This window comes from Solwaraspora sp. WMMB335 (assembly GCF_049179075.1).
GTDB lineage: Bacteria > Actinomycetota > Actinomycetes > Mycobacteriales > Micromonosporaceae > Micromonospora_E.
On the sequence record NZ_JBMHMF010000001.1, the window covers coordinates 8,000,002 to 8,026,175 of the forward strand.

21 protein-coding genes and 2 CRISPR repeat arrays (1 of these 23 running past the window's edge) are annotated in these 26,174 nt (G+C 69.5%); of the genes, 14 read left to right on the forward strand and 7 right to left on the reverse strand.

The features are described 5' to 3' along the window. The first annotated feature begins 41 nt into the window (after window positions 1–41). The 7 genes from ACN27F_RS34170 (at window position 42) to ACN27F_RS34200 (ending at window position 8,717) form a co-directional block, all read left to right on the forward strand. The gene (locus ACN27F_RS34170) at window positions 42–2,474 is read left to right on the forward strand and encodes a phosphoketolase family protein (RefSeq protein WP_421439839.1); all 2,433 of its coding nucleotides are present in this window, start codon (window positions 42–44) and stop codon (window positions 2,472–2,474) included. Window positions 2,475–2,522: 48 nt separating this feature from the next. Further along, complete coding sequence (locus tag ACN27F_RS34175) at window positions 2,523–2,840, forward strand: antibiotic biosynthesis monooxygenase family protein (RefSeq protein WP_421439841.1); 318 nt, start codon at window positions 2,523–2,525, stop codon at window positions 2,838–2,840. Window positions 2,841–2,946: 106 nt separating this feature from the next. Further along, window positions 2,947–4,050: a potassium channel family protein gene (locus ACN27F_RS34180; RefSeq protein ID WP_421439842.1), complete on the forward strand. Its 1,104-nt coding sequence runs from the start codon at window positions 2,947–2,949 to the stop codon at window positions 4,048–4,050. Window positions 4,051–4,120: 70 nt separating this feature from the next. Next, window positions 4,121–5,242: a mechanosensitive ion channel family protein gene (locus ACN27F_RS34185; RefSeq protein WP_421439844.1), complete on the forward strand. Its 1,122-nt coding sequence runs from the start codon at window positions 4,121–4,123 to the stop codon at window positions 5,240–5,242. A 676-nt stretch (window positions 5,243–5,918) separates the two neighbouring features. After that, window positions 5,919–6,299 carry a hypothetical protein gene (locus ACN27F_RS34190; RefSeq protein ID WP_421439845.1) on the forward strand — a complete coding sequence of 127 codons (381 nt, stop codon included), beginning with the start codon at window positions 5,919–5,921 and terminating at the stop codon, window positions 6,297–6,299. Window positions 6,300–6,404: 105 nt separating this feature from the next. After that, complete coding sequence (locus ACN27F_RS34195) at window positions 6,405–8,492, forward strand: tetratricopeptide repeat protein (RefSeq protein ID WP_421439847.1); 2,088 nt, start codon at window positions 6,405–6,407, stop codon at window positions 8,490–8,492. Window positions 8,493–8,495: 3 nt separating this feature from the next. After that, the gene (locus tag ACN27F_RS34200) at window positions 8,496–8,717 is read left to right on the forward strand and encodes a hypothetical protein (protein ID WP_421439848.1); all 222 of its coding nucleotides are present in this window, start codon (window positions 8,496–8,498) and stop codon (window positions 8,715–8,717) included. Between the two features lie 107 nt (window positions 8,718–8,824). Here ACN27F_RS34200 and ACN27F_RS34205 read toward each other — a convergent pair whose 3' ends face one another. Further along, a complete protein-coding gene (locus ACN27F_RS34205; protein WP_421439850.1) occupies window positions 8,825–9,955 on the reverse strand; it encodes a hypothetical protein in 1,131 nt (376 codons plus the stop codon). A 310-nt stretch (window positions 9,956–10,265) separates the two neighbouring features. On the opposite strand from ACN27F_RS34205, the gene ACN27F_RS34210 reads away from it, so the two are divergent. The 3 genes from ACN27F_RS34210 (at window position 10,266) to ACN27F_RS34220 (ending at window position 14,524) form a co-directional block, all read left to right on the forward strand. Next, window positions 10,266–13,199, forward strand: a complete 2,934-nt coding sequence (locus ACN27F_RS34210) for an AfsR/SARP family transcriptional regulator (protein WP_421439851.1) — start codon at window positions 10,266–10,268, stop codon at window positions 13,197–13,199. 123 nt (window positions 13,200–13,322) lie between these two features. Then, window positions 13,323–13,949: a hypothetical protein gene (locus ACN27F_RS34215; protein WP_421439853.1), complete on the forward strand. Its 627-nt coding sequence runs from the start codon at window positions 13,323–13,325 to the stop codon at window positions 13,947–13,949. Continuing rightward, the gene (locus ACN27F_RS34220; protein WP_421439855.1) at window positions 13,934–14,524 is read left to right on the forward strand and encodes a copper resistance CopC family protein; all 591 of its coding nucleotides are present in this window, start codon (window positions 13,934–13,936) and stop codon (window positions 14,522–14,524) included. The genes ACN27F_RS34215 and ACN27F_RS34220 overlap by 16 nt, the downstream gene beginning before the upstream one ends. Window positions 14,525–14,572: 48 nt before the next feature. Here ACN27F_RS34220 and ACN27F_RS34225 read toward each other — a convergent pair whose 3' ends face one another. Both ACN27F_RS34225 and ACN27F_RS34230 read right to left on the reverse strand, forming a co-directional pair. After that, a complete protein-coding gene (locus ACN27F_RS34225) occupies window positions 14,573–15,682 on the reverse strand; it encodes a T3SS (YopN, CesT) and YbjN peptide-binding chaperone 1 (protein ID WP_421439857.1) in 1,110 nt (369 codons plus the stop codon). Beyond that, window positions 15,669–16,028: a hypothetical protein gene (locus tag ACN27F_RS34230; RefSeq protein WP_421439859.1), complete on the reverse strand. Its 360-nt coding sequence runs from the start codon at window positions 16,026–16,028 to the stop codon at window positions 15,669–15,671. Before ACN27F_RS34230 ends, ACN27F_RS34225 begins: the two co-directional genes overlap by 14 nt. A 240-nt stretch (window positions 16,029–16,268) precedes the next feature. Between ACN27F_RS34230 and ACN27F_RS34235 the strand changes: the two genes are divergently transcribed. Further along, window positions 16,269–17,312: an AbfB domain-containing protein gene (locus ACN27F_RS34235; RefSeq protein WP_421439861.1), complete on the forward strand. Its 1,044-nt coding sequence runs from the start codon at window positions 16,269–16,271 to the stop codon at window positions 17,310–17,312. On the opposite strand, the gene ACN27F_RS34240 is transcribed toward ACN27F_RS34235, so the two are convergent. Further along, on the reverse strand, window positions 17,290–17,979 hold the full coding sequence (locus tag ACN27F_RS34240) for a hypothetical protein (RefSeq protein ID WP_421439863.1): 690 nt from the start codon (window positions 17,977–17,979) through the stop codon (window positions 17,290–17,292). The two genes, ACN27F_RS34235 and ACN27F_RS34240, sit on opposite strands and share 23 nt — an antisense overlap. 2 nt (window positions 17,980–17,981) lie before the next feature. After that, a complete protein-coding gene (locus ACN27F_RS34245) occupies window positions 17,982–18,266 on the reverse strand; it encodes a hypothetical protein (RefSeq protein WP_421439865.1) in 285 nt (94 codons plus the stop codon). A 465-nt stretch (window positions 18,267–18,731) separates the two neighbouring features. Here ACN27F_RS34245 and ACN27F_RS34250 point away from each other — a divergent pair, with 465 nt between their 5' ends. Together ACN27F_RS34250 and ACN27F_RS34255 are read left to right on the forward strand one after the other, a co-directional pair. After that, entirely contained in the window at window positions 18,732–19,700 is a 969-nt protein-coding gene (locus ACN27F_RS34250) for a helix-turn-helix domain-containing protein (RefSeq protein ID WP_421439866.1), read from the forward strand. After that, complete coding sequence (locus ACN27F_RS34255) at window positions 19,663–19,851, forward strand: DUF397 domain-containing protein (protein ID WP_421439867.1); 189 nt, start codon at window positions 19,663–19,665, stop codon at window positions 19,849–19,851. The genes ACN27F_RS34250 and ACN27F_RS34255 overlap by 38 nt, the downstream gene beginning before the upstream one ends. A gap of 218 nt (window positions 19,852–20,069) precedes the next feature. Next, window positions 20,070–23,152: a CRISPR direct-repeat array (repeat unit 29 nt; unit sequence CTGCTCCCCGCGCACGCGGGGATGGTCCC). Between the two features lie 109 nt (window positions 23,153–23,261). Here the strand turns inward: ACN27F_RS34255 and ACN27F_RS34260 are convergent. After that, window positions 23,262–24,089: a class I SAM-dependent methyltransferase gene (locus tag ACN27F_RS34260; RefSeq protein ID WP_421439869.1), complete on the reverse strand. Its 828-nt coding sequence runs from the start codon at window positions 24,087–24,089 to the stop codon at window positions 23,262–23,264. A 61-nt stretch (window positions 24,090–24,150) separates the two neighbouring features. Between ACN27F_RS34260 and ACN27F_RS34265 the strand changes: the two genes are divergently transcribed. Next, window positions 24,151–24,753 (forward strand): TetR/AcrR family transcriptional regulator, encoded by a 603-nt coding sequence (locus tag ACN27F_RS34265; RefSeq protein WP_421430465.1) that lies wholly within the window; start codon window positions 24,151–24,153, stop codon window positions 24,751–24,753. Between the two features lie 227 nt (window positions 24,754–24,980). Here ACN27F_RS34265 and ACN27F_RS34270 read toward each other — a convergent pair whose 3' ends face one another. After that, window positions 24,981–25,658 carry a hypothetical protein gene (locus ACN27F_RS34270; RefSeq protein ID WP_421430466.1) on the reverse strand — a complete coding sequence of 226 codons (678 nt, stop codon included), beginning with the start codon at window positions 25,656–25,658 and terminating at the stop codon, window positions 24,981–24,983. Window positions 25,659–25,959: 301 nt separating this feature from the next. Further along, window positions 25,960–26,174: a CRISPR direct-repeat array (repeat unit 29 nt; unit sequence CTGCTCCCCGCGTACGCGGGGATGGTCCC) (it continues 2,315 nt past the right edge of the window).

Below are 26,174 nucleotides of genomic sequence, written 5' to 3' on the forward strand. Positions count from 1 at the left end.
ATCGGACTCGTCGGCGTACCTGCTGAGGAAGGAATCCGTTCGTGACTGCCGTGACCGAGCAGCATGTCCACACCGGCGCCGGTGAGGACCTGCTGCGGCTGTTGTCCGCCCCCGACGACGCCGAACTGGCGCAGCTTGACGCCTGGTGGCGGGCCAACAACTACCTGACTGTCGGGCAGATCTACTTGCGCGGCAATCCGCTGCTGCGCGAGCCGCTGGCGGCCGAGCACATCAAGCCCCGGTTGCTGGGGCACTGGGGGACCAGTCCGGGCCTGTCATTGATCTACGCCCACGTGTCCCGGCTGATCCGACACACCAGCCAGCAGACGATCTATCTGACCGGTCCGGGCCACGGCGGTCCGGCCTTGGTCGCCGCCGGCTACCTGGAGGGTACGTACAGCGAGATCTATCCCGACGTCACCCAGGACGAGGCCGGCGTTCTCCAGCTGTTCCGGCAGTTCTCCAGCCCGGGCGGCATCCCGAGCCATGTCTCGGTCACCACGCCGGGCTCCATCCACGAGGGCGGCGAACTGGGCTACGTGCTGGTGCACGCGTTCGGCGCGGTGATGGACAACCCGGACCTGCTGGCGATCGCGGTGGTCGGCGACGGCGAGGCGGAAACCGGCCCGCTGGAAGGCTCCTGGAAGGGCGTCTCCTTCCTCAACCCCACCCGCGACGGCGCCGTACTGCCGATCCTGCACCTCAACGGCGCGAAGATCGCCGGGCCGACGGTGCTCGCGCGCAAGGACCGGGCCGAGGTCCGGTCACTGCTCGAAGGGCACGGCTACGACGTCATCGAGGTCGAGGGCGACGATCTGCCCGGGATGCACCTGCGGTTCGCCGCCGCCCTGGCCCGGGCCTGGGGCAGCATCCAGGCGATCCAGCAGGCCGCCCGCTCCGGCGACTGGAACGGCTCCCGCCCCCGCTGGCCGCTGATCATTCTGCGCTCGCCGAAGGGCTGGACCGGCCCGGAGCAGGTCGATGGGGTCACCGTCACCGGCACCTGGCGGTCTCACCAGGTGCCGCTGTCCGGTGTCCGGGACAGCCCCGAGCACCTGGCCATCCTGGAGAGCTGGCTGCGTTCGTACCGACCGGAGGAGTTGTTCGACGCCGACGGCACCCCGACCGTAGCGGTCCGGGGCGTGAACCCGGTCGGTGACCTGCGGATGAGCGCGAGCCCGTATGCCAACGGCGGACTGCTCACCAGGGAGCTGGACCTGCCCGACTTCCGGCAGTACGCGGTCGATGTGCCGCAGCCGGCGCAGCTGCGGGCGGAGTCGACCCGCAAGCTCGGCGAGTTGATGCGCGACATCTACACCCGCAACCCGGACCGGTTCCGGCTGTTCTGCCCGGACGAGACGAACAGTAACCGGCTCGGTGCGGTGTTCGAGGTCTCCGACCGGGCGTTCATGGAACAGGTGTATCCCGAGGACACCGCGATCAGCCGCGACGGCCGGGTGATGGAGGTGCTCTCCGAGCACAACTGCCACGGCTGGCTGGAGGGCTACAACCTCACCGGCCGGTACGGCATGTTCGCCACCTACGAGGCGTTCGCCATGGTCAGCGCCTCGCAGACGGTCCAGCACGGCAAGTGGCTGCAGGAGGCGGCGCACCTGCCCTGGCGGGCCAAGGTGCCGAGCCTGAACATCCTGCTCACCTCGACCGCCTGGCGCAACGACCACAACGGCTTCTCGCACCAGGGTCCGGGCCTGATCCAGGTGGTGCTCAACCAGCGGGGCACGGTGTCGCGCGTCTATCTGCCGCCGGACGCGAACTGCCTGCTCTCCGTCGCCGACCACTGCCTGCGCTCGAAGTCGTACGTGAACCTGATCGTCATCGACAAGCAGCCGCAGCTGCAGTGGCTGACCATGGACCAGGCAATCGAGCACTGCGCCCGGGGCGCGGACGTCTGGCCCTGGGCCGGCACCGATGACGGCAGCACCGATCCGGACATCGTGCTGGCCTGTGCGGGCGACGTGGTCACGATGGAGACCGTGGCCGCCGCGCACATCCTCAAGGAGCGGCTGCCCGGCATGAAGGTCCGGGTGGTCAACGTGGTCAACCTGATGACGCTGCCCCGGCCGAAGGACCACCCGCACGGCATGAGCGAGACCATGTTCACCGAGCTGTTCACCGACACGGTCGACGTGGTGTTCGCCTTCCATGGCTACCCGGGCGCCATCCACCAGTTGGTGCACGGGCGGCCGGACGCCGACCGGTTTCGGGTCCGCGGCTTCATCGAGCAGGGCACGACCACGACGCCGTTCGACATGACGGTACGCAACCGGGCGTCGCGGTACCACCTGGTGATGGACGCGATCAACAACGCCCGGCGGCTGCCGCGCGGCGCGGCCGACCTCAAGGCGTGGTGCGAGCAGAAGCTGGCCGAGCACGAGGCGTACGTCGTCGAGCATCTTGAGGACATGCCGGAGGTGCGGGACTGGTCGCTGGGAGACTGGGCCAAGCAGGGCTGAACGAATCCGGCGAGGCCCGGGTACCGCGTTCGAGGTTAGGGTGTCCTTATGGCAGTTGTGAAGATCAACGCGATCGAGGTGCCCGACGGGGCCGGTGAGGAACTGGAACGGCGGTTCGCCGCCCGGCTGGGCGCGGTGGAGAACTCGCCGGGTTTCCTCGGTTTCGAACTGCTACGGCCGGTGGCGGGGGATCGACGCTACTTCGTCTACACCAGGTGGGAGAGTGAACAGGCCTACCAGGCCTGGGCGAACGGTCCGGCCCGGCAGACACACGCCACCGGCGGCGGAGAGCGCCCCCGGCCACCGGTGGCGACCGGGGCGAGCCTGCTGGAATTCGAGGTAGTGCAGTCGGTCAGCCGCAGCTGACGTCATGCGGTCGGCGAGTCGCGACTGACGTCAAGGTGCAGTCGGTCGGCCCTGGCGGATCCGAGAAGCCACGGCTGACCGACTGCAAGCGGGTATACCGGGTGTCATGACCTGGATCGCGGTGGTGACCGGTGGCGTGTTGATCGCCGCTGTCGTGGTCGACGTTTGGCTGACGATCCTGCATCCGGACGCGGAGGGCCCGGTAGCGGGCGCGGTCCGCCGTCTCGTCTGGCAGGTATCGGCGCTGGCGGCCAGATGGCGTCGGCAGCCCCGGCGTACGTTGCTGGTCTGGGCCGGTCCGCTGCTGGTGACCGTGACCTTCCTGGCCTGGATCGTGCCGCTGGTGCTCGGGGTGGCGCTGCTGGTCTGGCCGTTTCTGGACGGCTTCAACCGGGTCGCCGGGTATGGTCCGATCGGATTCGAAGACGCCGTCTACTTCGCCGCCGGCACCCTGACGGTGCTCGGCTACGGCGACATCACCCCGGACACCCCGGCGCAGAAGATTCTTGCCGTGTGCGTCGGCGCGCTCGGGTTCGCCCTGTTCGCCGCGCTTGCCACGTACCTCATCGAGCTCATCACCGGGCTGACGGTACGCAACGGCTTCGCGCTCGCCGTACATGACCAGGTGCATGGCACCGACGGCGCCGGACTGATCGCGCGCAGCCTGGCCACCGAGGGAGTGGACGCGGCCCGGCAGCGATGCGCGCAGTGGGCGCAGAGCCTGCGGGCGGTCGACGACACCGTCCGCCGGTATCCGCTGGTCGCCCTCACCTACCGGCCGAGTCGGCCCGACTACGACATCGAGCCTGCCCTCGAACACGTCGCCGAGGCGACGGTCGCCGCCCTGCTGGCCGCCGGTTGCGCGCCGTGGCGTGGCCTCGGTCCACGGGCGGAGGAACTGGCGTACGCCCTGCTGCGCGCCCAGGACACGATCGCCCGTCGTTACCTGGGCGACCGGAGCCCACCGGAGCCGCCCAGCGTGGGCGGCGGCCGATCGGAACACGATGTCGACCGGGTGGTGGCGCAGCTGCACCGAAGGCTCGTGGCCGAACTCGGCGACAGGTTCGACCGGCCGGTGGCTGTCGATGGTTTGGCCCGTGACGTGCTGCTCCGGTCGATATTGTTCTTCTCCGGACTGCGTAGCTGGGCGGTGCCGGGGGTCAGCCTGCGGGCTGTCACCCACCCGGTGGGCCGGCACGGGTCGATGTGATTAGCTGGCCGCGCGGCCACCAGACCGGGGACGGCGGCCATGGAACCGGGGACGGAAGGGGAAGCCGGACGTGTCAGAGGTGCTGACCAGCCTGGCGATCATTGTCGGAGCGGCAGCCGCGGCGGCGATCGCGGTCACCGTCGTCTACCAGGTGCTGCGCGTCGTCGGCCGGCGATCCAGCCTGCTGGCTGAGATCGCCCGACGCGCCTACTGGCCGACGTTGATCATCGCCGCGCTGCTTGCCGCCAGGTTCGCGATCCCGGTCGTCACCAGCAACGGCTGGCACGGTCCGGTGCTACACGTGATCATGCTGGCCAGCATCGCCGCTGGCGGCTGGCTCGTGGCCACCCTGCTCGGCCTGGCCGCCGACACGGCGATGCGGCACTACCGCATCGATGTCAACGACAACCTCGCCGCCCGCCGGGTGCACACCCAGATCACCGTGATCCGCCGGGTCTCGTTCGCCGTCGTCGCCGTGCTCACCATCGGCGCGATGCTGATCACCTTTCCCGCCGCCCGCGCCGCCGGCGCCAGTGTGCTGGCCTCCGCCGGCATCGCCGGCGTGGTCGCCGCGCTGGCCGCGCAGAGCACTCTCGGCAACCTGTTCGCCGGACTGCAGCTCGCCTTCGGTGACGCACTGCGCCTCGACGATGTCGTCGTCGTCGAGGGGGAGTGGGGCCGCATCGAGGAGATGACCCTCGGGTACGTGGTGGTCAAGATTTGGGACGAGCGGCGCCTGATCCTGCCATCGTCGTACTTCACCACCACCCCGTTCCAGAACTGGACCCGCACCGGTTCGTCGGTCCTCGGCACGGTCGAGGTCGACGTCGACTGGAGCCTGCCGGTCGAGTCGATGCGTGCCGAACTGCACCGCGTCGTAGAGTCCGAGTCCGCCGCCGGGCTGTGGGACGGCCGGGTCTGCGTCCTGCAGGTCACCGGCGCAACTGATGGAAATATTCGCATACGTGGACTTGTTAGTGCGGCCAACAGTTCAGCCTGTTGGGATCTGCGCTGCCTGGTCCGAGAGCAACTGGTCGCCTGGGTGCAGGAGCAGCACCCGCAGTCGCGTCCCCGGGTGCGCGCAGAGGTCGGCAGTCCCAGCGGTGGCACCGCGCAACCCACACCCAGCCAGCGCACCACCGAGACCACCCCGGGCGTCGGTGACAACGATCCCGCCGCCCCGCGTAACTGAGCACGCGGGCCAAGCGTGCTGGTCGGGCTGCACTCGGACGGATCGTGAATCAGCTGGGGTGCGGTCCGCCATAGCTGACGGACGCGGGCTCTGTGGGAAGGTCGTGGTGCCGAGTGACCTTCCGTACTCGGCACCTTGCTGATGAATCGGTTGATGCGGTTGCCGGTGCCACCGGATCATGGAAGGTACGGCTGGCTGGCGTCCGCTCTATCGTGCGACCTGGACGTGGAGAAACAACCGGCGGTGCGTCGCGCTATACGTATGTGATCCATTCATTCACTACGACGGCGATGGTGAGGCAGGTCAGGACTAGGTCGCAGCGGTACCGAGATCTAAACGCGAGCATGAATCTACCCTAAGCGCACTTTGGCGACCAAGTCTACTTAGTAAGCATGTGAGCACGTAGCGTTGTATTCAGGGCAATCGCTGTCATCTTCGCGCAAGTACGGTCAGGGTCGACGTCGGCCGAACCCAGGTCCGGCGCGGATCGCGCGGTATTTCGCCGTCACATGCGAAAATTGGAGCCCAGTCGTTTAGTGGACTTTCCGCATATGCCTTGTCCGCTACCATGTTTTCGGGATTGTCGCCGGGTGGCGGCGATGTCGGACGTCGTTCCATCTCTTGATCTTGTTCCGTCGGGGCGACTGATTGTTGTTGGCGAGTCCACGGGAGGTGGATGATGGATCCGGTTGTTCTGGCAATTGCGGCGGCTGCGGCCGGTAAGGGTGCCGAGGTCATTGTTTCGGACAGTAGTTCGGCGCTCGGTGCGCTTCTTCGGATGATTCGTAACAGGTTGCGTGGGGTCGATCGAGAATCCTCGGAATTGGACGAGGTGATTTCCGTTCCTGGCGACACTGCTCGCCGAGACGCATTGATCGGTGCGTTGAGCAGGGAACTTGCTGCGGACCCGCGGTTCGCGATGGCTGTACATGACCAGTGGTGCCGAGCCCGGGAGGAGTTAGGCACATCGGGTGACTTCGCGGTCCGCAACGAGGTCAGTGGTTCGACTGGGACGGTGGTCCAGGCGAGGGACATCATTGGCGGCATCACCTTCTGACGAGCGGTCAATGGGGTGCCTTCTGCGCAAGATGTGAGATTGGAGTTCCACTTCTTGGAGTCGAGCCGAAATGATCTAGGAGCAGGACCGGGCCGGTCCAACAGCATGACCGGATCAGTCTCCGGCGTGATCGTGCAGGCAGGCGCAGTGCACGGGGACATAACGATCACCGGCCGGGTGGGAGAGCGCTCCCTGGTTCCGCGGCAGCTTCCGCCGACGACCACGTACTTCAGCGCACGTACGGCGGAGTTGACTGCGCTGGACGCCCTCACCGGGGGCGAGTCGCCCGGCCCGGTGGTGCTCTGCGGACCTGGCGGAGTGGGAAAGACCACACTGGCGGTCCGGTGGGCAAGCGAAGCCCAGGCCCGGTTCCCGGACGGTCAGCTCTACCTTGGCCTGCAGGGGTTCAACGGCACCGAGCCGGTCGACCCGTCCGCCGCCCTGACTGCGTCCCTTCGCGGACTGGGTGTTCCGGCGCCGGAGATCCCGGTGAACCTGGCGGAGCAGACCGCGATGTACCGAAGCGTCACCGCCGGGCGCCAGCTGCTCCTGTTGCTCGACGATGCCTTCTCAGCCGCCCAGGTCAGGCCACTGCTCGCTGGTCACCCGGCGGTGACGCTGATCACCAGTCGCCGTCGGCTGGTGAGCCTGGTCCACGACGGAGCCCACATTCTCGATGTGGGTCCGCTGGACCGCTCGGACGCCGTCGAGCTGCTGGTCCGGGCGGTAGGTGCGGAGCGTATCGCGCGCGATCCACGATCAGCCGAGGAGCTCGCCGTGCTGTGCGGGGGAATGCCGATCGCGCTGTGCGTCGCAGCCGGCCGGCTCGCGCTGCGTCCCCGGATGTCGGTTCGGGCCATGGCGGCCGCGCTCGTCGATGAGCCGACCCGGCTGGCCGAGCTGTCGGTGCCCGAGACCGGCTCGGTGGCCTCGGTGTTCGACGCCACCTACCGGGCGCTGACCCGGCCGGCCGCGCTGCTCTACCGGCGTCTGTCCATCCACCCCGGCCGGGATTTCGGCCTCGACGTGATCACCGCGGTTCCAGTCGACACGGACGGCGACGACGCCGGCCAGGACACCGACGACCTGGTGACCGAACTGATCGAGGCCAACCTGCTGGAGGAGACCGACGAGGACCGGTTCCGCTTCCATGACCTGCTTCGCTTGGACGCCAAACGACGGTGCCAAACCGATGACACCGAAGCGGATCGCGAGCGCGTGCTGCGGGCGATGCTGGAGTTCTACCTGTCCGCGGCGCATCGCGCGGACCTAGCGGTAACTCCTTACCGTCGCCGGCTCGACTACGACTATCTGTCCTGGTCCCAGGTGCGGCTGCCACAGTTCACCGGGCGGGGGGCGGCGCTCGATTGGTTCGAGCGAGAGTTGACCAATGTGGTGCACGCCGGCAGGTCAGCCCTGGAGCACGGGCTGGCCGAACTGGCCTGGCGATTGTGTGACGTGCTCTGGCCGGTGTTCCTCTACCTCAAGCAGTACCCGATCCGGTTGGAGGTGGACGCGCGTGGAGCTGAGGCGGCCCGGCGGTGGGGCAACCGCTGGGCCGAAGCAGACATGCTCAAACGGCTCAGTCGGGTTTGTACCAAGTTCGGCCGGTACGCCGAAGCCGAGGAACACATCCGGACGGCGCTGGACCGGTACCGGCAGGCTGGCGACGAGCGAGGGGTGCTGGACGCCGAAGAAGGGCTGGCCACCCTCTACCGCGAAACCGGGCGGCTTGCGTTGGCCGACGACGCGCTCGTCCACCTGCTGGCGGGGTATCGCCGGCTCGGTGACCCTCGTACGGTTGGTCTGACCTGCATCAACCTGGGCTCGCTGCGGATTAGGCTGAACCGGCCGGTGGAGGCTCTCGCACTGCTCGACGAAGCACGATCCATCTTCGACTCGCTGGCCGATGTCGACCCGTACAACCGGGCACGGGTCCTGATCACCACCGCCGCAGCGTACCTCGATACCGGCGATGTGGCCGCCGCCCAGCATTCGGCCGCCGAGGCGGTTCGGCGGATGGGCGATCTCGGCTCGGACCACGAGCGAGCCGAGGCCCTCGACGTACTCGGCCAAGTGGCGTGGCGGCAAGGGGATTCCGGCACCGCCCGCCGCCACTGGACAGCCGCTGCGGAGATCTTCGAGCGACTCGGTCTAGCCGATCGGGCCAGGGAGGTGCGACGCGTTCAGTGACCAGTGCCGGAACAGGAGCCGCCCGAGTTCGACGAGCTGGTCCGTGCTCGCCGTAGCGATCCGACCGACACCGCAGACCGCCAGGGCGCCATCCCGGGCGCAGACGACGGCGACACGGCCGGCTGCAGCCGGCCCGACGCCTGCCACCAGCACCAGAGCTGCTCCGGGGTGACGACCGAGGAGTTCCCGGCAGCGGCAGCGTGGGCATCGCGCCTGGCCCGGTGACGGATCGATGATCACATCGGCGAGTGACAGCCGAAGCCCCGGGACACTTGTGCCGGGGCCGGCAGGCAGGACCACGACCACCGGCGCTTCCTCGGTCCAGGCCCGGCTCATCGTGCACCCTGCGGGTCGATGGGCGGCCGTGTCAGGCGCGGTACCTCGACGGCACTCGCCGACCGATGCCGCCCGGGCTCGGCAAGCTGGAGCAGCTCGTACATCCGCCGGCGGAGCAGACTGGCTGCGGCATCCGGCCGCGAGGTCAGTGCGGAGCGTACCGCGTGGTAGTCAATCGGCGGCGCCTGACGCAACTGCGGCAGCACCGGCAGGTCGGGCCGCAGTCTGGCTGCACTGGTCAGCACGGTGTGTTGCGGAGACCCGGGAACAGTCACCGAAGCGGACTGGTCAACCAGTACCGGACGACCCAGCGCGGCGGCGTAGGTCGTGACGGAGCCGTTGTCACCGATGACGTAGTCGGCCGCGACGACCAGGGCCCGCCAGTCCTGCGCCGGATCGGGCAGCACCAACCCGGCCTGCAGACAGCCGCGCAACCAGGCGCGGATCTGCCGGTGCCCGTGCGCTCCCCACACCGCAGGGTGGAGCAGCGCTGCGACTCGGAACCGGTCTGCGGGAAGCTGTTCCATCACGATTGACAGCAGGTCCGGCAGCCGGCCGAACAGACCGCCCGGACCCCAGGTGGAACCGACCACGACCAGTTGCATCCGGTCGTCGATGCCGAACGCACGCCGATACTGCCGGCGTAACGGCAGGCTGGCGACCAGCCGGTCGTAGCAGGGGTCGCCAGCGACCAAGGCGGCCGGCACCGCCTCTGGGCACTGGCGCCGCAGGGTGTCGAGCTCGTCGTCGTGACAGAGCACGACTGCGGCGGCGAGGACACGCCCGTCGCGGGTAAGGCGTTGCGCGTCAAGTCCATAGACCGCAGCTTCGCGGCTGAGTGGTCCGCAACGCTCGGGCGGACGGACGGCCTTGCCGTGCCCGGCGCCGTGCGCCATCACCACCAGCGGCGCGTGGACCTGGTGCAGCCCGCCGTAAGACGCTGTCACAGCGAGATCGAAGTGGTGGTTGATCGCCTGCTGCCAGGGCAGCAGCAGGGCGCCGAGGCTTTCCAGATACTCCGCCACACCGCGGTTGAAAACATCCGGAGCCACAGTGAAGACGACCTGGACACGTGGGTCCTCCTCGACGTACTCGATCACGTCGAGCAGTCGTTGACTGCTGGCCATCGTATGGGCGATAGCAAGTACCTTGCGGCACCCAGCGCGAGTAATCCACTGGCGTGCGTCGATCCCGATGGGTACGGCCGACCATTCCGCTACGGCCACCTCAGCCTCCTCGATGGGTTTGGGTGGGTGTAGCCGGAAGCGTGTACGTCGAGGTTGGTTGTTGACTTGCCGGTAGCCTTGCCGGCGGCTTGCTCATTGCCCTGCGGTGGAATGTCGGAATTCTGACTCTGCGTATGTGGTCTTGGAGTCGGCCGGCGCACTGTCAACAATTGATGTTGATCGCGGTCTGGTCGGCGAGAAAGGTGGCCTGGTGGAGTTCGTGATACTCGGCCCGACATCGCTGTCGATCAACAAGGCGGAGATCGCGCTCGGGCCGACGCGGCAGCGTGCGCTGCTCGCCGTGCTGCTATACCGAGCCGGGAATATTGTCCGACCACACGATATAGTCGAGTATCTGTGGCCCGATGAATCTGTCGAGTCCCGCAGGCGTGGCCTGCACGAACTTGTCAGCCGGGTCCGGGCTGTGCTGCGCGGTGCCGGCCTCGACGGAGTGCTGCCCCGGGTCAGCGGAGCCGGTGGCTATCGCCTGGACATCGATCCCGACGTGATCGACTACCACCGCTTTCGCCGACTCGTCCGCCAAGCGCGGGCGGCGGCCGGCGGGCAGCAGCATGACCAGGCAATATCCCTGCTGGACAGCGCGGTCGCCCTGTGGCGCGACGAGCCGCTGGCCGACCTCCGCTCGGCGCGCGCCGAGCATCTACGCCGGGACATCCACGACAATTACCTCGAAGCGCACCAGCTCCTGGCAACGAGCCGGCTGATGACCGGCCAGCACGAGAAGGTCCTGCGCGATCTCGAACCACTGATCCGGGACAACATGCTTCGCGAGGAGCTCGCCGCGATATGGGTGAGGGCACTGCTGGGTGCCGGCCGCCTGGGTGAGGCCAAGATCTTCTCCGCAGACTTCCACCGCACCTACCGCAAGACGATGCGACTCGATCCGGCCATCGATCTCAACGAACTCATTCGCGCGGACCGCAAAATCGTCGCGAGCCGGTCGAACGGCACCCGCAACGAGCGGTACACCAACCGGACCGCGGCAGCCACCCCCAATCCGGTGCCCCAACAGGTTCACCCGAAAGCCGCACATTTCACCGGCCGCGAGAATCTGCTCGCCCTTCTCGACGAGATCGAATCAGGGTCAACCGTACGAACCGTCCTGCTCGCCGGGATGCCCGGAGTCGGCAAGACCGCACTCGCCGCGCACTGGGCACACCTGCGGCGAGACCGCTTTCCCGACGGACAGCTCTATCTCGACGCCGAGGCATACGGTCCCGTTTCCGCAGTAGCGCCCGCCGAGGCTCTGAACCGCTTCCTCATCGCGCTCGGCGTACCACCCGCACGCGTACCCATCGATTTGCAACAGCGCCGTGAGCGCTACCAGCAGATACTGCACGACCGAAAGCTCCTCGTCGTTATCGACAACGTACGCGACTCCGAACACGTCCGCCCCCTGCTCACCAACGCCCCCGGTTGTCTGACCATCGTGATCAGTCGAAACCAGTTGCGCTGGCTGCCGGTCTTCGCCGGGGTCCGCCACCTTCCGGTCCGACCGTTGACCGCAGCCGAGGCGCACGTGCTGCTCGACCGTCTCACCCGTGACGCGCAGGTCCGCGACCAGCCCGACAGCCTGCGCGCTCTCGCCGGACTCTCCGCCGGGCTACCACTGGCCCTGAGCATCATCGGCGCGTACGTCAGCGACCGACCCGGGATCGACATCGCGGAACTGGCCGGTGAGCTCGCCACCGAGCTGCTCGACTGCGACGCCGACGAAAGCAGCGATATCACCCTGCGAACCATCTTCGGCTGGTCCTACCAAGCTCTCGCTCCGGACCCCGCCCGGCTGTTCCGGCTGCTCGGACTCTTCCCCGGATCCACCATCAGCATCAGCGCCGCAAGTGCCCTGCTCGGGGACGCGAACGTCGCGAGCGACTCGCTGAACGCCCTGGTCCGCGCCAATCTGGTCAACCACGCCAAGACCCCCCGCCGCTACGGCATGCACGACCTCCTCCGGCTGTACGCCGTCAGTCTCGCCGCGCGACACATCGCCGCGCCCGAACAACGGGCGGCCCTGCACCGGATACTCGACTGGTATCTGCACAGCGCTTCCAGAGCAGCTCGCCTGCTCGCACCCGGACACGAACCGGTTCCGGACATGCCACCGGCGCTGCTGACGACACCGCAGCCGCTGACGACCGACACCGAGGCAATGTCGTGGATCACCGCGGAACGCCCGAACCTCGGCGCCGTCGTAACAGCCGCAGCTGATTCCGGATTCCCCCGGTACGCCTGGCAGATTGCCGGCAACGTGCACCAGGCACTCAGCCGGTCCGGCCGCCAGGACGACGTCCTCGACCTGCTGCACACAGCGGTCGCCGCAGCGGCGGCCGATCGCCACGACCTCGGTCACGTCGGCATGATGCTCAACATCGCCGCCACGCACTTCGCCCGGCATGACTACCCGCGCGCGGCCGCCGGCTTCGTCGAGGCCCTGCACACCGCGCGCCGCAAGGGCATCGCCGAGGGCGAGAACGCCGGCCTGCACAACCTTGGCTCCGCCTACCTCAAGTCGGGTGACCCCGCCCGGGCGGTGGCGCTGCTGAGGGAGGCTTTTCGTGCCTCGGAGCAGTCTGGCTACCTCCTCGGCCAGGCAGCGAACCTGACCGCGATGGGCGACGCCTACCGCGCGCTCCGCCAGTTCGATCGCGCCGCCGGCTGCTACACCGATGCGTCGGACCGCTTCCATCAGGTCGGTGAGCTTCGCGGCGAGGGCCGGATCGCGGTGCGGATGGCCGTCCTGCAACTCGATCTCGGCAACGCTGCGGAGGCCCTCGATTTCTGCACGACCGCCATCGCCATCTACCAGCGATCGCCGGACGACGCGCACCACTGCGACGCGCTGACCACCGCCGCCGACGCGCGCCGCCTGCTCGGTCACCACGCCGAAGCGGAGCAGAACGTCGAGACTGCGCTGTCACTGAGCGAGGCGATCGGTGACAACTACCGCCGCGTTCGCGGCCTAGGCGTGCTCGCCGACATCCTCGTCGAGACCGGACGCCGGACCGACGCTTGTTCCCGGTGCGACGAAGCGCTCGATCTCGTCGTCGATCTCGCGCAGGCCGATGACGAGGCGCAGGCCCTGCGTGAGCGACTGCTCGCCACCATGGCCGCCGTACGTTGATTCTTGCTGCCTTCGTACCGATTCGGTCACCGCGGGAACTCTCCGCCGGCCCTGTCCGACTGAACTAGCGACCGGCAAATTGCCGGAACCGGCCCAAAGTAGTCGTAGAAGCAGGGAGAACAGGTGAAACTCAACGGATCGGATCGCTGGCGTACCGCAGCTGCCGTGCTCGGCCTCACCGCTGTGGGCCTGCTCGCCGCCGGCTGTGGCGACGACACGTCGGCCGACTCCGCCGACTCGACCCCGCAGGCCTCGGAATCAGCATCCGACATGCCCAGCGACATGCCCTCCGACGGCATGGACGGGATGGACGGCATGGACGGGATGATGATGAACGATCCGAACGCCACCCCGGCCAACGAGATCGAAGGTGCCGTCGAGGCGTCGTTCGTCCTGCTCGACACCCGCCCGCCCGGCTCCGACGACGTCGCCGGCACCGCCTGGCTGGCGCAGACCGACGACGGCACCACCGTCACCATCACCATGACCGGGCTGGAGGCCGGTGCCGAGTACGTGAGCCATCTGCACGCCCAGGAGTGCGCCGCCGACAACGGCGGACCGCACTTCAAGTTCGACCCGAACGGTCCCGAGATGCCGCCCAACGAGGTGCACCTCGGCTTCACCGCCGGCACCGACGGCACCGGCACCGCGACCATCACCAACGAACAGCAGGTCGGTGACGCCGCCAAGTCGATCGTGATCCACCCGACGGAAGCCATGGACAACCGGCTGGCATGCGCCGACTTCTGAGTCTCGTCACGGTCCTGGCCTGCGCGGCAGCGGTGGTGGCCCTCCCCGCCGCTGCCGCGCAGGCCCACACCGAGCTCGTCGCCGCGGCCCCCGGCCCCGGCGACACGGTCGCGCCCGGCGTCGACACCATCGCGTTGACCTTCGGCCCGCTCGACGGCACCGGTGCGCAGCAGATCACCGTCACCGGCCCCGACGACGTCGCCGTACCGATCGGCGGTGCCGTCGTGGTCAACGCGAAGACGCTGTGCGCGACCGTGCAGCCGTTGGTGGCCGTCGGCGTACACACCATCGGCTACCAGGCGACCTCCGCCGACGGCCACGAGATCAGCGGCAAGTTCTACTTCGAGGTCGCCGGTGACGGCGAGGACGGCGGCGATCCGGCGGCCTGCGCCCGGGCGGTGCTGCCGTCACCCGGCGCGGACCCGGCCGACGACGGTGCCGACGCTTCCGACGAACAGCGGGGGAGCGGGCTGCGCACCGCCGCGTACGTCGGCCTGCCCGCACTGGCCGTCGCGCTGCTGCTCGCCGGCGTCGGGCTGGCGCTGCGGGCCCGCCGCCGGGCGGCCAACCCCTGACCACCACCGGCGCCGGCTGACCAGACCACACCGGTCCGCTCCGACCGGTCAGCCGGTGCCGGTGCCGGGGCGCTCCCGCAGCAACACCGTCACCTCGTCGAGGCGACCCTGCCGGGCCAGCAGGTTCACCAGCAGGCCCAGCCCGTGCCAGTCGTCGTCGGCCAACCCGGCCCGCAGCAGCGTGATCGCCTCGTCCAGCTGACCCCGCCTGGCGAGCAGCGACGCCAACTCGGTGCGCGCCGACGGCTCACCCTGGTCGGCGGCAAGCCGCAGGAACCGCTCGGCCTCGTCGTGCTCGCCCTGGCGGTGCAGCAGCGCGGCCAGCCGGGCCGCCGCGTGCCAGTCGCCGCTGGCCGCCAGCATCCGCAACTCGTCCACGTGCCCCCGGTCGGCCAACAGGTCGACCAGGATCTGCCGGGCCGGAGGATCACCCGCCTCGGCCATCTCCCGCAGGTAGCCGGTCGGATCCGGCACCGCCACCGGGTCGAGCCCGATCGACTCCGGACCGAAGAACCGGCTGCCGCCGAACTCCTGCCGTAGCTGGTCGTCCAGATCGTCGGCCAACTCACCCATCGCCCGGATCGCCAGCACCAGATGCCGTGACTGGAAGTCCGCCCCGAACACCGGAATCGACGCCCACACCGTGTCCCCGGTGCAGTAGAGCCGGCTCACCAGCATCGAACTGGTCAGATCCGACAACCGGCGGTAGAGCGTCTCGCTGGGCTGCACCCCGACCAGCAGCGGCGAGAACACGTCCACCAGCTGCGTGTCCTCCTGCGCCCGTACGAAGATCATGGCCGATCCGGCGCGGATGCCGATGTTGCCGTCCGAGTCCAGCCGCAGCTGATCCACAGTGGTGCCGAGATACTCCGCCACCACCAGCTTGACCTTGCCGGTGAGTTTGTCGTCACCACGGTCACGGCCCAGCAGCCCCGGCCGGCTGGTCACCGAATCGTCCAGCGGGCGGGCGGCCAACGCGGCGGTCAACCTGCCCAGCGCCGGCAGCGGCATCGCACCCTGCCCGACCACCGGCCGGGCGGCCAACGCCGCCGCGACCCGGGTCCCGGTCGGCAACGGCATCGACACCGTGGTCTCCGCCGGACGCGCCGCCAGCGCCTCGACCAGCCGGGACAGAAACCCGCGATCAGTGCCGCTCATCGTCGGGCCCTCCGCCGTCCAGCGGCGGACGCTGCGACGGCTGGTCGATCACCCGGAGCCGGTCGAACATCTTCGCGATGAACAACGGCGCCGCCACCCCGAACATGAACGTGGCGAACGCGGTCGTCGCCACCCCGCCGGCCCCGGCGGCCGCCGCCAACCCGGTCCCCGCGACAGCCCGCAACACCACCGCGAAAACGATGATCGGCCGGTCGCGCCTGGTCCGCCACGGCCACTGCCAGCGACCCTTCGACTCGGTCGTCGGGCGCATCATGCCGTAGAGGTTCAGCGCTTCGGCAACGATGCTGCCGACCAGTCCCCACGTCGCTGCGATCCATAGAGACACGTCCCCACTCTACTGATCGTGGTTGCCCGTTCACGTCCCGGGGATCGTCCCCGATGGAAACCCCTGGCACCAGGGCTCGGCAGGCCACTCCAGCAACGGTAGCCCGACCCCGCAATCATTCACCGAGATCAACTTCAGATGGCCAGAGGGCTAGCGCATCCCGGGCGGAAATGAGAATGTATGCGCCGCAGTGATCTGACATGTCCGGGCGGTGAGCAATCCGGGAGCGGAGGGACCACCATGTCCGATCGGGACGCCGACCGTAGCCGCCTGCGCATCGGCCCGTGGCTGCCCATGGACGGCGAACCAGGCCGGGTGCGCCCCCTGCACACCGACTCGCCGGCCGCGTCGGCCCGCCCGTCGGGCACCGCATCGCCGGGCACCACCACGGCCCCGGCCAGCCACCGTGCCGGCCCCGGCCATGGCCGGTTCATCACCCAGCCCGAGCACCGCATGCTGGTCGGCACCGCCGCCGTACTCACCGCCGCCGTACTCGTCGGGGTCACCCTCACCTACCAGGGCACCGGGGCCGAGCCGATCCAGGGCGAGTTCGCCGCCGGCACGGGAAGCGACACCGGGCAGACCGGGTCCGGCGACTACCTGCCCTACCCGGGGCCACCAGCCACGTCCGGGCAGACCGGCCCCGGCGGCCGACCCGACCCGTCGACGCAACCGGACTCCTCGACCACGGCCGGCGCTCCCCGCCCGGTCGGCGTCGCCCCACGACACACCAGAAGCCCGACCGCGACGCCACCGGGCACCCGCGAACCCAGCACGGCCGCCCCGGCACCGACCCGACCGGCCGCGCCCGCGCCGACCACCCCGAGCGCCACGACCGAGGTCCCGCTGACCCGAGGCACCCGCGTCGGGCTGGAGCCGGCCGACCGCACCGGTGAGCGGGTGCGGCACCGCGACTCCAAAGCCCGGGTCGACCCGGTCGGCGCCACCAGCGGCGCGCAGACCAGAGCCGACGCCGCGTTCGTCGTCCGCGCCGGCCTGGCCAGCTCCGCCTGCGTCTCGTTCGAATCGGTCAACCTGCCCGGCTACTACCTGCGCCACCAGGACTTCCGGGTCCGCCTGCACCGGGCCGACGGCTCCGCGCTGTTCCGCGCCGATGCCACCTTCTGCCCGGTCACCGGCCTCACCGGCCGGCACACCTCACTGCGGGCGTACAACTATCCCAGCCACTACCTGCACCACGACCGCGACGACGTGGAGATCGCCCAGCTCAACCGGGGCGCCACCGCCGGCAACGCGACCTTCATCGTGCGACCGGCGCTGTGACCCGGTCGGCCGGGCGACGGTGGGCCGGTCGCGCCCGCCGGTCCGGCAACGGGTCACGGCGCAGCGACCACAGCGGCGGCCCGGCGGGGGAGAGGTGCCGGGGACCGGGCGTACGGTAGCCACGCCGGCACAGCAGGTCCCGCACGTACTCCTCGTCGGTGACGGTGTGCCCGACCAGCCCGGCCGCGTCGAGCTGCCGGTGGTGGTGGTCGAGCAGGGCCGCACCGATGCGCCGGCAACGCAGCCACGGCGCCGCCGCCAGATACACCAGCTCCCGTCCACCCGGCCCGACTTCCCGCCCGCCCGGCAGCCGCAGCGCCGCCATCCGGTGCTCGGCCCGCACCAGCCGCAGGTGCGCGAACCGCCGCCGGAAGTCGCCGGTCGCGCCGAGATAGGCACGCTCGTGGTCGGTCGCGGTGTCCAACCGCATCGGGTACGACTGCCAGACGGCGACCCCCTCCCGGTTGCCGGCCACCTCGACGGCGCCGTGCACCAGGGCGTGCGCCAACTCCACCTCGAACACCCGCAGGAACGTCGTGTAGCGGATGGACACGTCGCTGATCAGCCAGGACGCCACCGGAGTGGCGACGAACGCCTCGGCCAGCAGCGACGCCAGCTCGCCGAGGTCGCCGGACTCCGCCGGCCGGACAGTGATCCCGGTTTCCACAGTTATCCTCCAGTCGATGTCGGTCGGTCGGCCGGGTCGCGGTGCGCGGTCCGTGCCCAGCCGAGGAAGCGGTGGTACAGCCCGGCCGGTGACGGGCCGAGCCCGTCGGCGACGGCGTCGATGAGCCGGTCGGCGAGATACAGACACAACCCGATCCGGTCGTACGCGTGAACCAGCTGCTCGCGGGCGGTCCGGCACGGCCACGGGTCGGCGCACACCCGGCACCGCCACGACGGCCGTTGCGCCAGGTGCTCGGCGGTGCCGCCGGCCGCCGTCGTCGCGCTCACCGGCCGGCTCCGGGCAGCCAACGGCGCCCCGGCGGGCGACCGACGTCCAACGTCACGAATTGCCCCGAACCGCATTCCGGGCAGCGCAAGGTATGCCCGCACGACGGGCACCAGCGGCGCCGGATCCGGCAGAGCAGCAGACCGGGCGGAATGCCCAGGAAGAATCCGGCGGCAATGAACGCGAGAGCGTCGAGCATTCGATTTTCCTCCCAAGCGTGCAGGGGTCGGCTGGGCAGGTGGGAACGCGGCGATGCCGGCCCGCCGCAGCCGAGCACTGGGGAGGGCGGCTGCGGCGGGTGACTATGGACAGCATCGGCATGAGTTATCTAACGTGGACCCCATGCGAAAGACAAGGCGCGGTGCGCGGTTATCCACCTGGGCAACAGCAAGTGGTCAACAATCAATTTTGTGGTGGACGCCTTCACGATTATGAAGGCGTCCGTCAGTTGATTGTCCGCCACGTGGGTGACTACACTCACCACAGAGCTGAAGGGGGCGAGCGATTTGTCCGGCACGATCGGCACAACCCTGCTCCGCCGACACATCGGCCGCTGGTTCACCGTGCTGCGTGAGTCGGCCGGCATCAGCCAGGACGCCGCAGCGCGGGCACTGCAACGCGGCGCCTCGACCATCTGGCGCATCGAGGCCGGCGACGAGCGGATCCGCTTCCGCGACATCGACGTCGAGGCGATGTGCAACCTCTACCAGGTCGCCCCGCCGACCCGGAAACGACTGCTCGCGCTGACCAAGGAGACCCGGGAGGTTCGCAAACGCGCCTGGTGGCACGACTACACCGCCTCGGCCCTGCCCGCCTGGTTCGGCCTCTACGTCTCCCTCGAAGACAGCGCCGCCATGATCCGCCAGTACGAGCAGGAAGCGGTTCCTGGCCTACTTCAAACGCGCGCCTACGCGGAGGCGATCACTCGCATGCCGGAGGGCATGATCAGTGACGAGGAGATCGATCGACGGGTGAAGGTCCGGCTTGAACGACAGGCTCTCCTGACCGCCCCACGCCCACCGCACCTGCGTGTCATCCTCAACGAAGCGGTCCTACGCCGGCCGGTCGGCGGTATCGAGGTGATGGCCGAGCAGCTCCGGCGCATTCTGGAGATCACTGAGCGCTTCTCCGTCTCGGTGAGGGTCCTCCCGTACTCGATCGGTGCCCACAGTGGGATGAACTCGGCGTTTAGCATCCTGAACTTCCCGAACGCTCCCCTCAGCCGTGATCCTGTCGAACCGCCGCTGGCCTACGTCGACACGCTTACCGGAGCGCTTTACCTCAACAAGGCTGACGAGATCAGGTCCTACGAGGCAGTCTGGGCTGATCTCGAACGCCGTGCCCTCGACGAAGTCGCGTCGCGGGAAATGATCAGAGTTGCATTGGAGGCACTTGCCAGTGGTCGAACTGACCGGCGCCGTTTGGCGCAAGAGTAGCCGTAGCGGCAACGTCGGCAACTGCGTCGAAGTTGCGACGAACCTGACCGATGTAGTCGCCGTACGGGACAGCAAGGACACGATCGGTCCGGTCCTGACCTTCGCTCTCGCCCAGTGGGCCACCTTCACCCGCCACCTGCCCGCCCGCTGACCCTCGATGGCGGATGCAGGCATCCCTGCCTGCATCCGCCACTTGGTCGACGTGCCTCTGTGGAGCCTGTTCAAGATGATTGACGCCGTTTAGGCTGCAGACGCGGCCAGGTACCCTGCCTGCGTCAGCGTTCGTCACCTCCCGGAACCTGGACAGAGCCTCCGATGAAAGTGAAGGAAAACCGGCCGGTAACCGCGTAAAGGCCCAGCTCAGCAAGTCTGCTCCCCGCGCACGCGGGGATGGTCCCAGCTCGGCGGTGATGAGCTTCGGGTTGTCGATCTGCTCCCCGCGCACGCGGGGATGGTCCCAGGCGCGGCCGTGGGTGTGGGGCGCCCATCTCCTGCTCCCCGCGCACGCGGGGATGGTCCCGTACCGAGCTGCGACGTGGTCGCCACCCCGACCTGCTCCCCGCGCACGCGGGGATGGTCCCCTGTGGACAGCGCTGTGGATGACGCTGGGGAGCTGCTCCCCGCGCACGCGGGGATGGTCCCACGTATGTTTCCGCTGACGGTCACAGGGCATGCTGCTCCCCGCGCACGCGGGGATGGTCCCGGCGTTGCGGTCCGGGCGGTACGGCAGCGGGTCTGCTCCCCGCGCACGCGGGGATGGTCCCCTGCGCGGCCAGGACCTGGGCGACGTCACCGCCTGCTCCCCGCGCACGCGGGGATGGTCCCGGACGGTAACGACGTGGTTAACGTGCATCATCCTGCTCCCCGCGCACGCGGGGATGGTCCCGTGATGCTCGACCGGTTCATCCCGCAGGGCACCTGCTCCCCGCGCACGCGGGGATGGTCCCGGCACGCCCTCATCCGCGAGACGCGTCCCGAACTGCTCCCCGCGCACGCGGGGATGGTCCCAACGGCAGGATCCGGGTGTGGGACCGGGCCGACTGCTCCCCGCGCACGCGGGGATGGTCCCCGGCGGCTCGTCTCCGGCCGGTACACGCTCGCCTGCTCCCCGCGCACGCGGGGATGGTCCCCGCTGATACTGCCCGCTCGCGGTGCCGGCCGTCTGCTCCCCGCGCACGCGGGGATGGTCCCGGATGAAGCCCCGGCCAACCCGGCCGGGGCTTCTGCTCCCCGCGCACGCGGGGATGGTCCCCTGCTCAACAAACACGGATCATCGAAGCGGGTCTGCTCCCCGCGCACGCGGGGATGGTCCCCCGACCTCGAGCGCCGGCCGGCCGGAGCTGTCCTGCTCCCCGCGCACGCGGGGATGGTCCCGCCTCCGGTTCGCCGGTCGACGTCACGTTGGCCTGCTCCCCGCGCACGCGGGGATGGTCCCCGGCTCGCAGGCGTAGGGCCGGCCACCTGGGACTGCTCCCCGCGCACGCGGGGATGGTCCCAGGTGCGCGTCGGGGCACGTCGCGTGGTGCGGCTGCTCCCCGCGCACGCGGGGATGGTCCCCAGGCCGAGCCGGCCGCCACGCCCACCGGCAGCTGCTCCCCGCGCACGCGGGGATGGTCCCCGGCCGGCGACCACGGACACGCCGCCGCCCGCCTGCTCCCCGCGCACGCGGGGATGGTCCTGCGCCAGAAGACCTCGTTGCCGGAGGCGAACACTGCTCCCCGCGCACGCGGGGATGGTCCCCGGGACTCGGTCAACCGGGTTCCGGTGACCGGCTGCTCCCCGCGCACGCGGGGATGGTCCCAACCTAGGTAGTGGTGATGCGTACGCCAGCCACTGCTCCCCGCGCACGCGGGGATGGTCCCAACACATAGGCCGTAGCGCCGTCGACCGTCCCCTGCTCCCCGCGCACGCGGGGATGGTCCCCGGGCCTCCGGAGACGTCGCCCGGCCATAGGCGCTGCTCCCCGCGCACGCGGGGATGGTCCTCGGCCGCGGTCTGCTTGATGAATTGCTCGGTGCTGCTCCCCGCGCACGCGGGGATGGTCCCGCGGCCCGCTGCGACAATCGGGCAGCCGGACCCTGCTCCCCGCGCACGCGGGGATGGTCCCGGGCACGAATCGGGGGTGCACAGTCGGTTCGCCTGCTCCCCGCGCACGCGGGGATGGTCCCGGGTCTCCCGGCGCCACCCTGTTCCTGCACACCTGCTCCCCGCGCACGCGGGGATGGTCCCGGCGAATCGGCCGGGGTGCCGCTGCGTACACCCTGCTCCCCGCGCACGCGGGGATGGTCCCGAGGTGCGCGAGCCCAGCCACGGAAGCATCGCCTGCTCCCCGCGCACGCGGGGATGGTCCCCGTCCGGCACCCATGGCTCTGCTCGCCCACTCCTGCTCCCCGCGCACGCGGGGATGGTCCCGCCGCGCCTGGCCCTACCCCCCGGTAGGCCACCTGCTCCCCGCGCACGCGGGGATGGTCCCGGGACCGTCATGCGGTAGCCGACTCTGTCGGCCTGCTCCCCGCGCACGCGGGGATGGTCCCGTTGCACTCCAGATGCGAGCACCTGACGTTTGCTGCTCCCCGCGCACGCGGGGATGGTCCGCGGCGGGGCAAGGTCTCTCCTGGGTCGGCCCGCTGCTCCCCGCGCACGCGGGGATGGTCCCTACAGTCAGGCATGTGAGTCCAGACATTCAAGCTGCTCCCCGCGCACGCGGGGATGGTCCCGCCGTGCTCAACAGGGTCGTCTGCGCTGACGGCTGCTCCCCGCGCACGCGGGGATGGTCCGTCCGGCGGTGCGGCGCTGCGGGCGTGGCGCCACTGCTCCCCGCGCACGCGGGGATGGTCCCTCCTGGTCCGGATCCAGCGCATCGACCGCGTCCTGCTCCCCGCGCACGCGGGGATGGTCCCTCGCGGTGGATGCTGGCTGACATCGGGCCGGACTGCTCCCCGCGCACGCGGGGATGGTCCCGGCCACTGCGGGTCGCGGTGGTCTCCGGCGACCTGCTCCCCGCGCACGCGGGGATGGTCCCCCCAACACCGGCCGACCGGCCGGCCGCACCTTCTGCTCCCCGCGCACGCGGGGATGGTCCCCGACCGGGTCGCCGACCTGGCCGACCAGATCCCTGCTCCCCGCGCACGCGGGGATGGTCCTCTATTCCCAGCAATGGGACGGAACCATTCCATCTGCTCCCCGCGCACGCGGGGATGGTCCCCGTTTCCAGAATTTTTGATGCCCGCGCGCTGCTCCCCGCGCACGCGGGGATGGTCCGTATGGGCGCACAAGCCCATACACGAAAATCCCCTGCTTCCCGCGCACGCGGGGATGGTCCCCGGACTCCCGAGCAGCAGGCAGCGGGCAGCCCAGGACCACTGCTCCCCGCGCACGCGGGGATGGTCCCGAGTGGAACGGTGCGACCACCGCCGGCGTGAACCGCTCCCCGCACATGCGGGGAGGGTCCCGGCACGGCCTGCCAGAAGCCAAACGCGGCCAGCTAGCCGTGGTCTCCGGGGCGGCATCCTGGTCTGAGGTCAGCGTCCCTGAACGCAGCGGATAGGCCGCTGGGCCGGGTCAGGTGGCGCGGGTTCGAGCTGCGGTGACCGCCAATGTGGTGTACGGCATTGTGAAGCCGCCCCCGATCCTGTCGATGGCGGACCCGACCTCCTCCAGCACCTGTGTCAGCTTGTCCGGCGGAAGCTTCGTGAGACCACCGGTGGTGGGCAGCAGGTCCAGCCACTCGTCGCGGGTGTAGGACTGCTCCCAGTCGAACCGCCACTGCTCCGGTTCGCCGAATCCGCCCGCCTCGCGGATCCCATCGGCGAACTTGGCGAACATCGCCTGGTAGAGGTCCACGCCGTTCCTCGTCGACTGCACAGTGAACGGCGAATCGGGCACCACCCGTCGGTAGATCGCGGCGAAGGCATCCGCCACCCCGGGCGGAGGCTCGAACACATGCGCGAACACCGCCAGGAGCCCACCGGGACGCAGCACCTGCGCGGCCTTGGTGGCACCCGCGACCGGGTGCACCCAGTGCCAGGCCTGCCCCGCGACGACCGCGTCGAAGACTCGGCCGGCGGGATCCCAGTCCTCGAACGTCGCCACCTCGACCTCGACCCCACTGCGGCGTGCGAACTCGGCCATCCGTACGTCCGGATCGACACCCAGCACCGTGCAGTTGGCCGACTGGAACTGCCGGGCTTCGATGCCGGTGCCGCAGCCAACGTCAAGGACGTCCGGTCCGGGGCTGGCGGCGACGATCCGGTCCACCAGGGCGTCGGGATAGCGGGGTCGGGCCCGGTCGTAGCGTTCGGCCTCCGCACCGAACGACTCGGCCACCTGCCTGGCCTGGTGAAGCTCGGGCCGAGACGGACGTGATTGCTCCTGCGGTACCGTGGGCACGCGCCCACCGTAGTGGGCATATGCCCACTCGTCAACGGCGAGCACAAGGAGAGTGCGCGGAATGCCGACCGGGATACAGATCCGGGACGCGCGCAAGCAGCTGCTAGACGCCGCCGAGCGCATCCTGCTGCGGGCCGGGCCGAGCGCGCTGACCAGCCGCGCGGTCACCACCGAGGCGGGCTGCGCCAAGGGCGTGCTGCACAAGCACTTCGCCGATTTCGACGCCTTCCTTGCCGAACTCGTGCGTGACCGCATCGCCCGGATCGAGGACCAGGCCACCGCCCTGCGCAAGTCCGCCGGGACCGGCAGCGTGGCTGACAATCTCACCGACACGCTGACGGACTTGTTCGACCCGGTCGCCGTGGCGATCATCAGCCTGGTCATCTTCCGGGACGAACTGCGCGCCCGGCTACGCCAAGCCAGACCAGCCCATCGCGTCCCGGTCCTGACGGAGGCCAGCGCCATGATCGCCTCCTACCTCACCGCCGAGTGCGAAATGGGCCGCATCGCGGCCGACGCCGACATCGACTCGCTCGCGCTCTCGCTGATCGGGGCAGGGCACCTACTGTTCACCGCCCGGAACGGCACCCCGCCGGACGCTGGAGCTGTCGACAAGGTCGTCACCACCATCGTCGCCGATGTCGTACAACGGCGACTGCTCTGAACGGCCCAGCAGCAAGCCGCTGGATGCAACGTGTTGAGGAACGTCGCACAAGCGCTCGCTGCTGAGCAGTCCTCACCGGATGCGGCGTCCGCCACGCCGTAAACGGCCTTTGCTCCCGTCCGGTGGGCAACCATCATCAACCACCTGCCGCCCACCGTTGACCATCGGTGGCGGACGCAGCCAGGTGCCTTTGCCTCGATCCGCCACCGGGTCGACGTACTCGTGGTCTACCGTGGTGGGATCAGCTGCAGGAAGCAGAACCCGTCCGAGTAGTTGGTACCGGCGTACGTGCCGATCACGCGGATGCAGTGGTTGCGCTGCCACACGTCCAGCTCGCCGTTGCTGAGCACGAAGCGGTGCTTGGCCCAGCCGCGTGCCTGGTCGCGGACGATGCCCGTGTCCTCGGCCTGGATCCCGTCATACCGCCAGCCGGGCGCGACGATCTCACTGCCCGAGTCGTACATGCTGACCTCGGTGACGGTCTGGCCGACCGCGCAGTAGTAGATCATCGTCCAGAAGGTGTAGAGCGGGTCGCCACCGGCCGTCTGCCGGGAGTCCCAGCCTCTGGCGTACCAGCATCCATCGACCTGGCCGGAGACCCTGTCCGGCTTGTTGCCGGCCTCGGCGTTCCTCCGCGCCACGGCGTCCGCCGGCTCGATCTCCACCGAGACGACGGACCTGGCGGGCAGCATCCTGCGGTCGAACGCGGCCCGGTCCGCCGTCGACAACCCGTGGTACGCCGTACTCGGGTCTGCGGCGTTCAGAACCCGCGCCACCACGTCGCTCGCCGCACTGTCTACGCCAGAGCCGAGCGCCGGTTGCGCGACGCCGAGCACCATCACGACAGCCGCGAGTACGGCGACAGCCGGTCTTCGGCCGGCTGCCAGAGTCTTCCTGGGCTTCATCACTTCTCCTTCGGGGCAGTGGGGGAGCGGCACGACTACGTTCACCATCTCCGGATCGATCGCCTGGGATCGATTGCCACGCTACGGGTCGATGGCCCGGTCCACAAAGGGCGAAACTGGCCCGACAGCCGCTACCCGGCATGCCAACATCTGCTGCCTGTACGCCATCTACTGCCGGAGGCGAGTTGGCCAGGTAGCCTGCCAGCATCCGCCACCGTGCCCCTACTGACTCTGGACGAGCCTCCAAATGAAAGTGAACGAAAACCGGCCGGTAACCTCGTAGGAGCCCAGCTCAACAAGTCTGCTCCCCGCGTACGCGGGGATGGTCCCTGTCCGAACTGATCAAGGCGGCGGTGGAGTCCCTGCTCCCCGCGTACGCGGGGATGGTCCCAGTGCGGCGGCGAGTGAGCCGACCGCGTGGTGCTGCTCCCCGCGTACGCGGGGATGGTCCCAACGCGATCGCCACCGTCGACCCGAAACCGGTCTGCTCCCCGCGTACGCGGGGATGGTCCCCTC